The sequence below is a fragment of the Acinetobacter sp. YH01024 genome (assembly GCF_013420195.1).
Lineage (GTDB): Bacteria > Pseudomonadota > Gammaproteobacteria > Pseudomonadales > Moraxellaceae > Acinetobacter > Acinetobacter amyesii.
In genome coordinates this window covers 109,609-124,091 of the sequence record NZ_VOYQ01000006.1, presented here as the reverse complement: position 1 = coordinate 124,091, position 14,483 = coordinate 109,609, and the positions used below count along the sequence as shown (strand labels likewise).

General features: G+C 42.0%; 12 protein-coding genes and 3 pseudogenes. 9 read left to right on the top strand and 6 right to left on the bottom strand.

Features of this window, described 5'->3' with window-relative positions; translation table 11 throughout:
• Positions 1-92, top strand: a pseudogene (locus FTT88_RS05050) (IS5/IS1182 family transposase); the annotation flags it as partial.
• 34 nt (positions 93-126) lie between these two features.
• Here FTT88_RS05050 and FTT88_RS05045 read toward each other — a convergent pair.
• From FTT88_RS05045 to radA, 5 genes and pseudogenes are all read right to left on the bottom strand, one after another.
• Positions 127-381 (bottom strand): annotated as a pseudogene (locus FTT88_RS05045) (DUF3325 family protein); the annotation flags it as partial.
• Entirely contained in the window at positions 378-2,129 is a 1,752-nt protein-coding gene (locus tag FTT88_RS05040) for a PepSY domain-containing protein (RefSeq protein WP_180173721.1), read from the bottom strand. The pseudogene FTT88_RS05045 and the gene FTT88_RS05040, both read right to left, overlap by 4 nt.
• 1 nt (position 2,130) lies before the next feature.
• A complete protein-coding gene (locus tag FTT88_RS05035; protein WP_168378275.1) occupies positions 2,131-2,478 on the bottom strand; it encodes a hypothetical protein in 348 nt (115 codons plus the stop codon).
• Between the two features lie 201 nt (positions 2,479-2,679).
• The gene (locus FTT88_RS05030) at positions 2,680-3,681 is read right to left on the bottom strand and encodes a Tim44 domain-containing protein (protein WP_180173720.1); all 1,002 of its coding nucleotides are present in this window, start codon (positions 3,679-3,681) and stop codon (positions 2,680-2,682) included.
• Between the two features lie 123 nt (positions 3,682-3,804).
• Positions 3,805-5,193, bottom strand: coding sequence for a DNA repair protein RadA (gene radA / locus FTT88_RS05025; protein ID WP_180003350.1), 1,389 nt, complete (start codon positions 5,191-5,193; stop codon positions 3,805-3,807).
• A 185-nt stretch (positions 5,194-5,378) separates the two neighbouring features.
• On the opposite strand from radA, the pseudogene FTT88_RS05020 reads away from it, so the two are divergent.
• Positions 5,379-5,735 (top strand): annotated as a pseudogene (locus tag FTT88_RS05020) (hypothetical protein); the annotation flags it as partial.
• A gap of 243 nt (positions 5,736-5,978) precedes the next feature.
• Here FTT88_RS05020 and FTT88_RS05015 read toward each other — a convergent pair.
• Complete coding sequence (locus tag FTT88_RS05015; protein ID WP_180003348.1) at positions 5,979-7,334, bottom strand: sodium:alanine symporter family protein; 1,356 nt, start codon at positions 7,332-7,334, stop codon at positions 5,979-5,981.
• Between the two features lie 333 nt (positions 7,335-7,667).
• Here FTT88_RS05015 and FTT88_RS05010 point away from each other — a divergent pair, with 333 nt between their 5' ends.
• The 7 genes from FTT88_RS05010 (at position 7,668) to FTT88_RS04980 (ending at position 14,303) form a co-directional block, all read left to right on the top strand.
• Positions 7,668-9,071: an amino acid permease gene (locus tag FTT88_RS05010; protein ID WP_078192075.1), complete on the top strand. Its 1,404-nt coding sequence runs from the start codon at positions 7,668-7,670 to the stop codon at positions 9,069-9,071.
• Between the two features lie 344 nt (positions 9,072-9,415).
• Positions 9,416-9,625, top strand: a complete 210-nt coding sequence (locus FTT88_RS05005) for a lipoprotein (protein WP_372491094.1) — start codon at positions 9,416-9,418, stop codon at positions 9,623-9,625.
• Positions 9,626-9,649: 24 nt separating this feature from the next.
• Positions 9,650-10,894, top strand: coding sequence for a diaminopimelate decarboxylase (gene lysA, locus FTT88_RS05000; protein ID WP_180020737.1), 1,245 nt, complete (start codon positions 9,650-9,652; stop codon positions 10,892-10,894).
• Positions 10,895-10,907: 13 nt separating this feature from the next.
• Positions 10,908-11,753 (top strand): diaminopimelate epimerase, encoded by an 846-nt coding sequence (gene dapF, locus FTT88_RS04995; RefSeq protein ID WP_111883917.1) that lies wholly within the window; start codon positions 10,908-10,910, stop codon positions 11,751-11,753.
• Positions 11,754-11,889: 136 nt separating this feature from the next.
• Positions 11,890-12,657, top strand: a complete 768-nt coding sequence (locus tag FTT88_RS04990) for an enhanced serine sensitivity protein SseB C-terminal domain-containing protein (RefSeq protein WP_180173719.1) — start codon at positions 11,890-11,892, stop codon at positions 12,655-12,657.
• Between the two features lie 71 nt (positions 12,658-12,728).
• Positions 12,729-13,652, top strand: a complete 924-nt coding sequence (locus FTT88_RS04985) for a tyrosine recombinase XerC (RefSeq protein WP_180023306.1) — start codon at positions 12,729-12,731, stop codon at positions 13,650-13,652.
• Between the two features lie 279 nt (positions 13,653-13,931).
• Positions 13,932-14,303, top strand: coding sequence for a hypothetical protein (locus tag FTT88_RS04980; RefSeq protein ID WP_111883920.1), 372 nt, complete (start codon positions 13,932-13,934; stop codon positions 14,301-14,303).
• Positions 14,304-14,483: the final 180 nt, after the last annotated feature.

Here is a 14,483-nt window from a genome sequence, read left to right as displayed (position 1 = left end):
TTAGAGGAATTGCCACAAGATACGATAAGCTAAAACGTAACTATCAAAGCGCTGTTGCTTTAGCTTGTATATTTATATGGTTGCCTCTTTAGCTCAATTTATCGGCTGTAAATGTCAACACACCCTAATACATAGCCCGACAAATAAAGCCGCAATGGTCAGCGCACCAAACCAATAACTGATGTTGTTGCTCGGCGTGCCAAGTGAGAGGCAAATTATCAAGGCGATGATCAATAGCGCCCAGCCGACTAACGTGGCTAACCGTGTTTGGCCCACACTTAACTCTTTGCTGTAGAACTGCTTTTGATGTTTAGACATGCTGTATGCCAAGGCAAAAAAACCTAAGCTACTCAGTGCCCAAATCAGGAGAAAGAGCATCATGCTTCAACCTCCTTTGTGCCACGTGCTTTTTTAACAGGCAGCCCTTTATGCTTTTTCACTTTGTAAAATGAATAGGCAAACAAGATAGCCAAAAGCCACATTGCAAGATCAAAGGAGGCAATCATCCATTGGCCATTTGCCATGGTATTCCAAAGCGGTTGACCACCAGTCATGAAGTTTACAATCGGCAGTAAGGCAAAAATTGCTGTGGCAAAAGCTAAAAGTTCTAGCCACGCTTGACGATGCGTACGGAACATCGCATAAATAAGCGTTAGTAGCCAAACAATAAAGAAACTACGAATTTCTAATTCCGAACGGTTTTCAAGTTGTGCGGGAATAAAACGGTTGGCATAGAAAAATGCTGCGCAGGCAATCGGCAAACCAATAATCGCTGCAATATTGGTCACTTCAACCGTGCGGTAGCCAAATGATTTAAAGCCTTGTTTTTGCTGTTGCGGCGCACGTTTTACACACCACAGAATGAGACCTGTAGCGACCATCAGTGTGCCTACAATCCCTGAAATAAACAGCAGCCAACGTAGTGCTAAATCTACACCGCGTGCTTCATGCAGCGTAGTCACTACATTGTAAATACCCATCGGTACAGAAGGGTGCTTTAACTTGGCACTTTCATCAGTTAGGTCTTTGCCAGTTACGCCATCAAATTGTTTGCTTGCATAGACATTTCGATACGCGACACTTTCACCATGTAAGGCACGTAGCTCAATTTTAGCTTGGTCTGTATTTGGTGCAATGATGCTAACGGTACTAATCGGATTGGTTTTCCATTCAGTCTGAACCGCAGTCACGATTGGCGCTAAGTTGGTCAACGGCGCAGCAACGACAGGTTGCTCTTCACGTTTAGAGCGACGATCTCCTCGACCTTCACCACGGCCCTCAGCACGATTTTCGCCTTGGTTTTGCGCAGAATTGGCACGGGCTTGCTGTGGGCGTTCGCCACGTTCTTCGCGTCCTTGGGCAGATTCACGTCCTTCAGGTTTATTTTCTTGAACTAGGGCACGATTTTGTTCTTGTAAAAATTGTCCCCGGTTTTCATAAATACGTTCAATCCCCCAAGGCATGATTGTAAATAACAGCAGCAACAGGCCACTAAAGGTGATCATGATGTGGAAGGGAAGCGCAAATACTGCGGTTGCATTATGTGCATCGAGCCAAGAACGTTGTCCTTTACCTGAACGGAAGGTAAAGAAATCTTTAAAGATTTTTTTATGAGTAATCACACCACTAATGATGGCAACTAACATCAACAGTGTCGCTATCCCGACAAACCATCGCGTCCACATACGTGGCATACCATAAAGTTCGAAATGGAAACGATAGAGAAAATTACCACCACGCGTATCGCGCGGCTCAAGCACTTCACCTGTAGCACTATCAATGTAGATTTGTTTACCACCACGGCGTGCGCGAGGGTCTTCACCTTGTTCACGAACGGTAATTAATGTGGCATTTTGACGCGTATTCGGCAGTAAAATATTCCAAGCACCTGCATTTGGATGATTTTGCTGTAAATAATTCAGTGCGACTTGAGTTTGTTGGACTTGTGAACTGGCTGGAACGGATTGATGCAGCTCAGGTGTCATCCAAACATTGATTTCATTTTTAAAAAAGCTCAGGGTTCCGGTCAGGAAAATTGCATACAGCAACCAACCTAAGATGAGGCTAGCCCATGTATGCAGCCAAGACATGGACTGGCGTGGTCCCTCAACTTTTGCATCAACACGCATTTTAGCTTCCCATCATCATATAAACGGCATACAAACACACCGCAGGGATCACAATGCCTAAAGTTGCTTTGAGGGTTTTATTCACCATAAAGACCCAAATAAATGCACAGCTCCACAGGATAAATGCAATTAAAGTTGCACTCATGGCTGCACTTCCGCGGTCTTCGCTAAACACATCTGCGATTACGATGGCAGATAGCATCGCGACAACATATCCGCCCACTAAAGCGAGGGCAAAGCGATAGAAAATCATCAAGCGATAGGTCAATAGAGAAGGGGTGTCTTTACGCGTTTTAGGCAGCGCAGATGTGAGGGGGGTCACGAGTGCCTCAGGTGGTGAGCTATTCATAAAATACTTAAGCGCTTGGAAATTGTATTAAAGTTAATCTAAATGATAACAATTATTATTAATAATTAGAATAATGTATTCACAAAATTATTGATTTTTCAGCATGCTGAGTAGAAATGGATTTAAATGAGGAGAATTAAAGGCGAAAAAATAGCGACCGGAGTCGCTATTTTAGAATGCAAGAATGCTTAATTCTCTACATTATTGCTCTTGTTGAATGCCTGCAACTAACCAGTCTTGATCAGAACCCACAGGTTTAACAAAATGCCATACTTCAGCAAATGGCTGTGGCAGACTATTTAAGTCTTCACTTACCGTACCTGTAAAACGCACACTTACAACGTATTGACCATTTTCGTTAGCAGAATCGACCACCATAGCATTTAAGTTAGAAAACTCAGCAACGTCTTCATCTTTATTCGCCATAATGTCGTTATACATAGACTGGTAAAGGTCAGGCGTTAAGTAACGCTGAATTTCAGAAATGTTGCTTGCAGTATTCATCGATTGAATGTGGTTAAAACGCTGACGTGCAACACGTAAAAATGTTGCTGGTTCTGTACCATCAGGCAATTGATTGCCGCTGTTGGTATAGGCAGCACCAAAAGGCGCGTTCGTTGCAGCAGCTGCACCAAATGGAGCATTTGAAGCTGCTGAATTACCGCCTACAGAATTACCAAAAATATTCGTATTGTCATTGCCTGCACGAGGTGCAGCATTTTGTTGGCCAAACGGTGCATTGTTTGCACCGCTGTTTGGCGCATACGGATTGTTAGTGGCTAGTTTTTTTTTTGCGCCCATCTTACGGAAAATGAAGAAGGCAACAGCAGCGGCAAGTAAAATCCAGATCCAGCCTGGAATACCACCTTTCTCTTCCTGTTGTTGAGCTTGCGCTTCAGAAGCTGCTTGACCGTTATTGTCATCGGCCATCGCATTTGCAGCGACTGCACCAATTGCAGCACCAGCCACACCAGCTGCAACCATTCCGCCCACATTCGAGCCAGATTTAGCTGGAGCGCTAGCAGTTGCAGGCTGTTGAACAGGAGCAGATTGACGAGGTTGCTGATAAGACTGAGTTGGAGCAGCTTGACGGCTCATACCATGGCTTTTACCACCGCCGACACGTTTCGCTTCTGCAATCGGCGCTACCAAAAGGGCTGCTGTTAAAAGAGCAGTCATCAAACCACGCTGTCGAACTTCCATCAAATTTTCCTATATCTATATAAAGTTAAAATAGCCATCTAGTTATGCCGCCATTTGTACTGAATTTCAATAGAACATCGGTAAAAAATTGAAAATTCATTCAAAATAAACGATTCAACGTGACTAAGACTCATCGGTAAGTGTAATTGCCTGACTCAACGCCTCATGTAAACGTGCGACAGAAATAATCTCTACACCTGAAATAGGTTTTTGCGGTGCATTCCCACGCGGTAAAATAATGGTTTTAAAACCATGTTTAATGGCTTCTTTGAGTCTTTCCTGTCCATTGGGTACAGGGCGGATTTCGCCTGAAAGGCCGACTTCACCAAATACTGCCAAATGCTGCGGCAGGGCTTTAGCTCTTAAGCTAGAGGCGCAGGCTAAAAGTACCGCAAGGTCAGAACCTGTTTCTGTGATTTTTAAACCACCCACGACATTGACATAAACATCTTGTCCTGCAGTTTGTACGCCACCATGACGGTGCATAACGGCTAAAAGCATGTTTAAACGGTTTTGTTCTAAACCTAAGGCCACGCGTCGAGGTTGTCCGTGCGCATCATCTACCAAAGCCTGAACTTCAACTAAAAGTGGACGTGTACCTTCACGGCTAATCATGACGATAGAGCCCGGAATGGCTTCATCATAACGACTCAGGAAAATAGCGGATGGGTTTGATACCTCGCGCAGACCTTTATCGGTCATGCCAAATACCCCAAGCTCGTTGACCGCACCAAAACGGTTTTTCACCGCACGAATCATACGGAAGCGAGAGTCAGACTGACCTTCAAAATACAAAACACAATCGACCATGTGCTCAAGCACGCGAGGGCCGGCCAAAGAACCTTCTTTTGTTACGTGACCGACAATAAACAGTGCAGTGCCACTATTTTTGGCAAAGCGGGTCAGGAGTGCAGCCGATTCACGAATTTGGGAAACACCGCCCGGCGCAGACTGGAGTGTTTCGGTGTATAGGGTTTGGATCGAATCTAAAATGGCCACGGCAGGGCGTTCATGTGCCAATACTTCGCAAATACGCTCGACACAGGTTTCTGCCATGACTTTAAGTTGATCGGTCGGCAAATCTAGGCGCTGGGCACGTAGCGCCACCTGAGACAAAGATTCCTCACCTGTGACATATAAGGCAGAACTTTTACTCGCCGCCATATAGGTTGCGGTTTGTAGCAAAATAGTGGATTTACCAATGCCGGGGTCACCACCAATCAGCACAACTGAACCTGTGACCAGTCCACCACCGAGTACACGGTCAAATTCACCAATACCTGTTGCCATTCGGGTTTCATGCGAAACAGAAACTTGATTTAAGGTGGTCACAGCAGCGGCTTGACCTGCATAGCCACCGCCCATTTTAGGCTGTGCACGGTGTGTAACGGCGGGTGCAATATTGACTTCGACTAATGAATTCCATTCACCACATTCGGTACATTGACCGGCCCATTTGGGATGATCAGCACCACATTGTTCACATCGATAGACACTTTTTGCTTTCGCCATAATATTTACTGTGCACAAACTCAAATTGAGTCACAGCATAGCGGTGAATACATCGAAAAACCAAGTTTTTATCGCATGAAATGACTGTTGAAGGTCAATTGATGTCGTTTTATTTTCAATAGCTGCACTTTTATATAGTAAGCACTTTATAATAGCGCATTATATTTTTTGAAATGGGTCACCACATGACTGAACTATTACGACATATCGATGCCATTGCACGTGAAAAAAATCGTGATGTGTTATTTGTGCATTTTGAAGAATATGATCATCAACATCCTGAGAAAAATACGGTACGTAATGACGTTATGCACTGGTTTGACCTGCAAAATCTCGAGTATTTCCCTTGTATGGGGCTAGAAGGTGAGTCTTTGATCGATAGCTATACAGGTGATTTATACCTTGACGTACCTTTTGATGAAAGCAGCCCTGCATATAAAACTCTCAGTGAATATCTTGAAGATGAACAAGGGAACATGAAAATTCAGGGGGTATTGTTCTTTTCTTTATCCTTGGAAATTGCCTTAGAAATCGAAGCGGATCTGATGGAAGCCAGTGCTGTAGATTCTGAATATGCTGAAAATGAGTTTGGTGACCAATTTGGCGAAGGCTTTATTGAAGATGCTGAGTCAGATCAAAAGGATGAATCCAATGAAAGCAACACGAAAAACGACAAATTTGATGATGGTCAAATCGGTACGATTCAATAAGTAAATATCGATTATCAGTCCGAATAAAAAAGCCACGTGAATTCACGTGGCTTTTTGTTTAGTAGCGTGAAAGGATTAGTACAGTTCACCTGATTTACGACGTGCAATAAAATCTTTCGATTCTTTGGCAATAACACCAGAAAGTAACAACAGCGCAATTAAGTTTGGTACAGCCATCAAACCGTTAAAGGTATCGGCAAATAACCACACAAGATCAAGAGTCGCCACACAGCCTACAAAGACTGAAGCGATGTAAATCAAACGGTAAATCAAGACAAACTTTTCACCAAGTAAGTAAGTACAGCATTTTTCACCATAGTAACTCCAACCTAAAATGGTTGAGTATGCAAAGAAAATAATCCCGAAGGTGACGATCAAGCCGCCAAAACCCGGTAATAATTTATCAAATACGCTGATAGTTAAAACTGCACCAGTTTGGTCGCCAAAACTGTTGCCTGCCATAATAAAGCCCATGACCAAAACAATCCCGGTGATAGAACACACGATAATCGTATCGATAAATGTACCTGTCATTGAAACTAAACCTTGACGTGCAGGGTGATCCGTTTTCGCAGCAGCCGCGGCAATAGGTGCAGAACCCATACCTGCTTCGTTAGAGAAAACACCACGGGCAACACCATAACGAATAGCCGCACCAATCGCACCACCTGCCGCAGCTTCGCCAGTAAATGCATAGGTAAAGATTAATTTGAGAGAAGGAATGACCAATTCAAGATTATTTAAAATGATGATTAGTCCACCCAATACATAACCGACAGCCATAATAGGTACGATATAAGAGGATGCTTTAGAGATGGATTTAATTCCGCCGAGAATTACTAAAGCAGACAGAATAGTAATAACAATACCTGTAATCCACGTTTCAAGTCCGAGACTATTTTCAACAGCGAGGGCAACCGTATTGGACTGTACTGAACTGCCAATGCCGAAAGAGGCTAAAGTACCAAAGAGGGCAAAAATGACAGCGAGCCATTTCCACTTCAGTCCACGTTCAATGTAGTACATTGGACCGCCGCTCATTTCGCCATTTTCATTTTTTACGCGATATTTGACTGCGAGTACGCCTTCACCATATTTGGTTGCCATACCAAAGAGGGCTGTCATCCACATCCAAAACACTGCGCCCGGACCACCGAGCACACAAGCGGTGGCTACACCGGCAATATTACCTGTACCAATGGTGGCTGAAAGTGCGGTCATAAGTGAGGCAAAATGTGAAATATCGCCTTCATGTGATTTGGCATGTTCATGCCTTCCAAACACTTGTTTAAATGCTAAAGGCAACATGCGGAATTGCCAGAATAGTAAACGGAAGGTGAGGAATACACCTGTTCCAACAATGAGGACCAACATGTATGGGCCCCAGACCCATCCACTGAGTGTTTCCATGATATTTTGAATTTCTTGCATAGTATCTTCTTCTTATCGGCCCTGAGTGAGTGAATGCTACATTTTTGATATCTGTAGCAATTGATATGCCATTGTTAGAAACTTCCATGATTTTTGGCATAAATTTTTTATCGTTGGGAAAATATTTTTTGCATAGAATTGAAGTTTTTACAAGTAAATTGTTGTTTTGTTTGTCGCTTTGAATTTGGGATAGAGGTTAAGATTTTTATATATAAGAAAAATAAATTAACTTTGTCACTTAATCCGAAAATATAGATGATGAGAAATAATTTTGTATTTTCTGAAATTTTTACGTTAATTTGTCGCAATTGGAACGCGAAGTTGAATTAAATAATGTCAAATGAAATTCATGGATCGCACGCTGATAGCGGCGATTTGAAACGAAGCTTGTCCAACCGACACCTGCAATTGATTGCGATTGGTGGTGCGATTGGTACAGGTTTATTTATGGGGTCAGGAAAGACCATCAGTTTAGCTGGTCCGTCCATCCTTATTATCTATATGATTATTGGTTTTATGGTTTTCCTCGTTATGCGTGCATTAGGCGAGTTATTACTATCAAATCTTGAATATAAATCTTTTATCGATTTTGCAACCGACTTAATCGGCCCGTGGGCAGGCTATTTTGTGGGTTGGACCTATTGGCTGTGCTGGATCACTATAGGGATTGCTGATTTATCGGCCATCATTTATTACCTGCAATTCTTTAATGGAGGTAACCCGTTCTCGCCCGAAGAAGGGGTGATGATCAGTGTTGCCGCCATTGTTTTTATCATGGGTTTAAACCTTGTTACGGTTAAACTTTTTGGTGAATTAGAGTTTTGGTTTGCACTGATTAAGATTATTGCAATCGTGGTGCTCATTGGTGTCGGTCTTTGGATGATCTTTACCGGTTTTACCTCATCGACAGGTGAAATCGCATCATTCACACATTTATGGTCACATGGTGGTCTATTCCCAACAGGAGTAACTGGCTTCTTGGCAGGTTTCCAAATCGCCATTTTTGCCTTTGTCGGCGTAGAACTCGTGGGTACTACGGCAGCAGAAACCAAAGATCCAGAACACAACTTGCCTAAAGCTGTGAACTCGATTCCGATTCGTATCATTATTTTCTATGTGCTGGCACTTGTGATTGTGATGTCCGTTACGCCATGGAATGCCATTGACCCAAGCATTTCACCATTCGTGAACTTGTTTAGCCAAGCCGGTATTGCTGCTGCTGCGATTATTATGAACTTGGTTGTGTTGTCATCAGTTATGTCATCGATGAATAGTGGTGTGTTCTCGACTTCACGTATGTTGTTTGGTTTATCTCGTGAAGAGCAAGGTCCAAAAGCGTTTGGCCGTCTAAACTCACGTGCAGTTCCGGCAAATGCGTTGTATTTCTCGGCAGTTTGTTTACTGTTGGGTGCGGCATTACAGTATTTCGTACCGAACACGGTTGAAGCCTTCACTTTAGCAACTACACTGTCGACGATTTTATTTATCTGCGTATGGCTCATGATTATCTGGAGTTATATCGTTTACTATAAAACTCGTCCTGAGTTGCATGCGAAATCAACCTTTAAACTACCGGGTGGTTTATATACCTGTTGGCTCGTGATTATCTTCTTCATCGGCATGATTTATGTCTTGTCGCTAGAAGCAGATACCATGAAAGCGCTCATGGTGAGCCCGATTTGGTTCATCATATTGATTATTGGCTATTTCGGTTTTTATAAGAAAAAGCACCATTAATTTACATTTTTAATCTGATGTAAAAACATAAAAAGCTGCTCCTGAGGGGGCAGCTTTTTTATTTGGATATGGACTTATTTTAAGTTAAAACAGACTGTTTATTAGCGTTTCGATTTGTATTAAACAGCATTCAAATTGATATGCTATTTCAGTGAAATCAATAGCCTGATCGAGCTAGAAATAAAGACAAATAAGGATTGAAAACAGCACCATCAAATTTTGCTTAAATTTAGTGCAGAATGGCAAAAAGCTCACTTGGAATTACAGGGCTTTTCTTTTATCCGCGGGTTGATCACGTTATACTCGGAAAAATCTTTTCATTAGGTACGTTTATGTATCGTTTTATGAATTATAAAATTATTGTATTAGCAAGTGCTGTGCTGCTGACCGCTTGTGGTCAGTCTGGTGCATTGCATTTACCTTCAGATGCAAATGCAGATAAGCGCGCAAAATATCTGATTTATCCAGATACGCCTGCACAGCAAAAGCAGGAAAAACAAGCGGCTCCTGTTGCAACTGAATCGGAATCTTCAAATTCTAACCCTACACCTTAATGCTTTTATAGAAAGGATACTTTCATGAGTTTCACCCGTACGAATGGGGTATTGCATGCAGAGCAATGTTCTTTACAACAGCTTGCACAGCAATATGGCACACCGCTTTATGTTTATTCAAAAGCTACTTTTGAAAAGCATTATTCAGATATGGATCGTGCATTTAGCTTTATCGACCATCAAATTTGTTTTGCGGTAAAGTCAAACTCTAATCTTGCGGTGTTAAACGTACTTGCCAAGCAGGGCGCTGGTTTTGATATCGTGACGGGTGGTGAACTCGCACGTGTGTTAAAAGCCGGTGGTGAAGCTTCTAAAATTGTATTCTCTGGTTTGGGTAAAACTGAAGCCGATATCCAAAAAGCGTTGGACGTGGGTATTGCATGTTTTAACGTTGAATCACATGCAGAGCTAGATCGAATCCAAAAAGTTGCTGCGGCAATGGGTAAGAAAGCACCGATTTCATTGCGTGTAAATCCAGATGTGGATGCTAAAACGCATCCTTATATCTCTACGGGTTTAAAAGAAAATAAATTCGGTATTCCTTCAGACAGCGTTTTTGACACCTATGCCTATGCGGCGACATTGCCAAATCTTGAGATTATCGGGATTGATTGCCATATCGGTTCACAGTTGACTGAAACTCAGCCTTTTGTTGATGCACTTGATCGTGTCATTGTGATGATCAATCAATTGAAAGAGATGGGGATTCAGCTAAAACACATCGATATCGGTGGTGGTTTAGGTGTGACTTACAAAGACGAAGTTCCACCAACTGTTGAAGAATATGCTCAGGCAATGCGTCCGGCTTTAGAAAAATTAGGCCTTAAGGTGTATATGGAACCGGGGCGTAGTATTTCTGCAAATGCAGGTGTGTTGTTAACCAAAGTTGATTTACTCAAACCGACCAATCATCGTAATTTTGCGATTATTGATGCTGCAATGAATGACTTAATCCGTCCCGCTTTATATGAAGCATGGATGGATATTCAGGAAGTAACACCTCGTACAGATACAGAAAAGAAAGACTGGGATGTTGTTGGTGCGATTTGCGAAACCGGTGATTTCCTCGGTAAGCAACGTCAGTTGGCGATTCAAGAAAATGACGTGCTTGCAGTATTGGGTGCGGGTGCTTATGGTTTTGTCATGAGCTCAAACTACAACAGCCGCGGACGTGCTGCTGAAGTAATGGTTGACGGTGATCAGTCTCATTTGATTCGTGAGCGTGAAACCATCGAATCATTATGGGAACGTGAACGTTTATTGCCTTAAGGAGAAATTCGAGATGTTATTAGAATTTACCAAAATGCATGGCCTTGGCAATGACTTTATGGTGGTCGATCTAATTAGCCAACGGGCTTATTTAGATACAGTGACGATTCAGCGTTTGGCCGACCGTCATTTTGGTATTGGTTTTGATCAGCTTTTGATTGTAGAACCACCAGATTTACCCAACGTCGATTTTAAATACCGTATTTTTAATGCAGACGGTTCTGAAGTTGAACAATGCGGTAATGGCGTACGTTGTTTTGCGCGCTTTGTGCATGAACGTAAGTTGACCAGCAAAACCAAAATCAAAGTACAAACCAAGTCAGGTATCGTAGAGCCTGAATTAGGTGCGAATGGTTGGGTGCGCGTTAACATGGGTTATCCTCGCTTTTTGCCGCATGAAATTCCATTTATTGCGGAAGAGCCTGAAAACTTATACGACATTGCATTGGCGAATAATGAACAACTCACCATTGATGTAGTGAGTATGGGTAATCCGCATGCAGTGACGATCGTTCCTGATGTCATTACTGCAGACGTCGCTAAAATTGGTCCACAAGTCGAATCGCATGAGCGTTTTCCACAGCGTGTAAATGCTGGCTTCATGCAAATTGTGGATGAGAAACATGCACGCCTACGTGTATTTGAACGTGGTGTCGGTGAAACCATGGCCTGTGGTACAGGTGCTTGTGCAGCGGCAGTATCAGGTATGCGTCGTGGCTTATTAGCCAATTCGGTCGAAATAGAGTTGGCAGGTGGTAAGCTGCAAATTGAGTGGCAAGAAGGTGGTGTGGTTTGGATGACCGGACCAACCGCAACAGTTTACGAAGGACGCTTAGATTTAAGTTACTTCCAAGGTTAAACTCCAAGCCCTGATTCATTCAGGGCTTTTTTCATAAAATAAAAAGTGAATAAAAAATTATAATTCAATGGGATTGGAATCAACATGGAACACATAAATGAAGAAATCTTAGAACAACTTTTTCATAAAGCCTTACATGAACCCGCGTATCGACCCGAATTTTTTAGCTCAGTTATTAGCAGCCAATGTGTATTGTGTGGGAACAACAGGGGCGGATTCACGCATTGCCGAAGATTTGACCTTGGAGGAAGGCGACAGTGTTCAATTGAAATCATGGGAAGATGAAACTTATGATTGCATCATCCCGTTTTTTACTTCTTTGGAAAAAATGCGGTTGGCAATATCTGAAGAAGAGTCGTATATCCGGCTACCAACCAAGGTATTATTTGAAATGACCTTGGGAGCAAAGCTTATATTGAATCCACAATCACCAGATGCAACGAAGGACTTTGTACCAGAAGAAATTCAACATTTGCTGAACGGGCAGTATATTCAGCACTCAGAAAACTATGAAGTTACGGAAGATACGGAAGTTTTAATTGGTCAGCCAGCGGAATATCCGCAGTTTATGATTGATCAATTAAGCATTTTTTTCGGCACAGAGCGTGTGGTAAAAGCAGCTTATTTGGCGCAAATGCTGAATCAAGCTCGAGATGATTCACCAACTTTGCTGATCGGACTAGATTTAGAAGCAGGATTATCTGAACAACAAATTCAAGATTTGCACAGTAAAATTGGTCGTATCACACAGGATATTTTAAAAGAGCAATGCCCAGTGGATTTAATCCATGTCAATCCGCACAGTGTGGATGGTGTAGAAGGGTATTTGCTTAATGAAACGCAAGCTTTTTACCAACGTGTTGATGGTAAGCCTAAGGGGTTCTTTGCTAGACTCTTTTCATAAAACAGATATGTAAGATCGCTTTAGAGAATGTACTGAAACGCTAAAGCACATGTTGAAATGGGAGAAGACAGATGACGATGGATCAGAGTCAACTACTGGCTATGTGGTTGAAGGAACGTGAAATTCAAAATCAGTCTAAACATACCTTGCAAGCGTATGAGCGTGATGTCAGTGATTTTCTCCAATTTTGTACAATACGCAACTTGCCACTGCATGATGTTGAAAAGTCAGATCTGCGTGAATTTGTTGCTCATAAAGTGGAACAGTTTCAGCTCAGTCCAAGTAGTTTGCAGCGCATGTTATCTTCGATTCGCCAATTTATGAAATGGGCAGAACAAGGAAATTATCTCAATTTTAATCCTGCAGATGATTTTCAGCTCAAACGCCAATCACGTCCTTTACCTGGATTGGTCGATATTGAAACCATTAAACAAATCATGGAACAGCCTGAGCCAGAAAGTGAAACTCAACGGCAGCTTTGGATACGTGATAAAGCGATTTTGGAGCTGCTATATTCAAGTGGTTTACGTTTGGCTGAAGTGCAGGGCTTAACCATTCGAGATATTGATTTTAATCGCCAACTGTTACGTATTACGGGTAAAGGGAATAAAACCCGCATTGTACCTTTCGGTTCTAAAGCCAAAGAGGCTGTGATGCATTGGTTGCAATTATATCCTGCATGGCATGGTGATTTTGTCCCAGAAGCCCAAGTTTTTATCACTCAAAAAGGCAATCCACTAGGGGTAAGACAAATAGAAAATCGAGTTAAATTTCAAGCTCGACGTGCAGGTGTAAATGTCGATTTACATCCGCATTTATTACGACATTGCTTCGCTAGCCATATGTTGTCCAATAGCGGTGACTTGCGTGCTGTACAAGAAATGTTGGGGCATAGTAATTTAACCACTACACAAATTTATACCCATGTGGATTTTGATCGATTGGCACAAGTTTATGATCAGGCCCATCCAAGGGCACAGCATAAAGATTCGTAACAATTGCAAAAACGACTTTGGTACTCAGTGGTCTAAATTTTGCTTAAATACACAGGCTAGATTTTACATTTTGTATCCTAAAGTGGTCTACTTCATGAAAATTAAATAAGGATGTGAAAAAATATTGGTAAAATTGACCGACATTTTGAACTATTGTCGCATTATAAAAATTCAAATTATCGGGTATAAAAATTGTCCATTATTGAATTGACGTAAGTGCTGAAGTGAAATTCGCCATTTACTAAATTGCTGTACCGTTAAAAATATATAGGCCATACCATGATTTCAGATATTCAAGAAAAATATGACCAGTTAAATGGTCAGCAAAAAGAAATTTTTGCAGGATACGGCTTACGCCAGATCAAACACTTTGTTGAAATCAGTTTGCCTGAAGTAGAAGCTGTATTGCCTGAAGGTGCGCAGCTACAAGGGATTAATGCCGATGGAAAAGTTCAGGCGTTTAATGCGGCGACGGGCCAATACTTTATTTGGATTTCGGATAAACAATGGCAGCTTACCAATAAAGCAACTGCTAAATTTGACAGTAAAGAAGATGCCCTCACCATTTGGCGTATTTTTGATTTGGCAAAGTATGAACTTATTGACCTAAGCCACATCCATCGTGACTTTTTGGAAAATCAGCCAGCCTAAACCATTGGTCAAATAAACAACTCATGGGCTATCTTCATTGGTTTTGGATGTTTAGCCCTTATATCACCCGCACCATGACATGTTGTGATGTTTATGAGCAGAGCGTTAAAGTGTCTACCTCGTTTGGTTTTAAGCTTTCAAATAAACATTTGAGATAAGCTAGTGGACGTCTTTGCAAAA

What these genes read in the sequence shown, in the direction of transcription:
- FTT88_RS04990 (WP_180173719.1), top strand. Translation starts at nt 11,890, where the DNA reads ATGAACCCGCGTATCGACCCGAATTTTTTAGCTCAGTTATTAGCAGCC.
- FTT88_RS04980 (WP_111883920.1), top strand. Translation starts at nt 13,932, where the DNA reads ATGATTTCAGATATTCAAGAAAAATATGACCAGTTAAATGGTCAGCAA.
- dapF (WP_111883917.1), top strand. Translation starts at nt 10,908, where the DNA reads ATGTTATTAGAATTTACCAAAATGCATGGCCTTGGCAATGACTTTATG.
- radA (WP_180003350.1), bottom strand. Translation starts at nt 5,193, where the DNA reads ATGGCGAAAGCAAAAAGTGTCTATCGATGTGAACAATGTGGTGCTGAT.
- FTT88_RS05040 (WP_180173721.1), bottom strand. Translation starts at nt 2,129, where the DNA reads ATGCGTGTTGATGCAAAAGTTGAGGGACCACGCCAGTCCATGTCTTGG.
- FTT88_RS05015 (WP_180003348.1), bottom strand. Translation starts at nt 7,334, where the DNA reads ATGCAAGAAATTCAAAATATCATGGAAACACTCAGTGGATGGGTCTGG.
- FTT88_RS04985 (WP_180023306.1), top strand. Translation starts at nt 12,729, where the DNA reads ATGACGATGGATCAGAGTCAACTACTGGCTATGTGGTTGAAGGAACGT.
- FTT88_RS05030 (WP_180173720.1), bottom strand. Translation starts at nt 3,681, where the DNA reads ATGGAAGTTCGACAGCGTGGTTTGATGACTGCTCTTTTAACAGCAGCC.
- lysA (WP_180020737.1), top strand. Translation starts at nt 9,650, where the DNA reads ATGAGTTTCACCCGTACGAATGGGGTATTGCATGCAGAGCAATGTTCT.
- FTT88_RS05010 (WP_078192075.1), top strand. Translation starts at nt 7,668, where the DNA reads ATGTCAAATGAAATTCATGGATCGCACGCTGATAGCGGCGATTTGAAA.
- FTT88_RS05005 (WP_372491094.1), top strand. Translation starts at nt 9,416, where the DNA reads ATGAATTATAAAATTATTGTATTAGCAAGTGCTGTGCTGCTGACCGCT.
- FTT88_RS05035 (WP_168378275.1), bottom strand. Translation starts at nt 2,478, where the DNA reads ATGAATAGCTCACCACCTGAGGCACTCGTGACCCCCCTCACATCTGCG.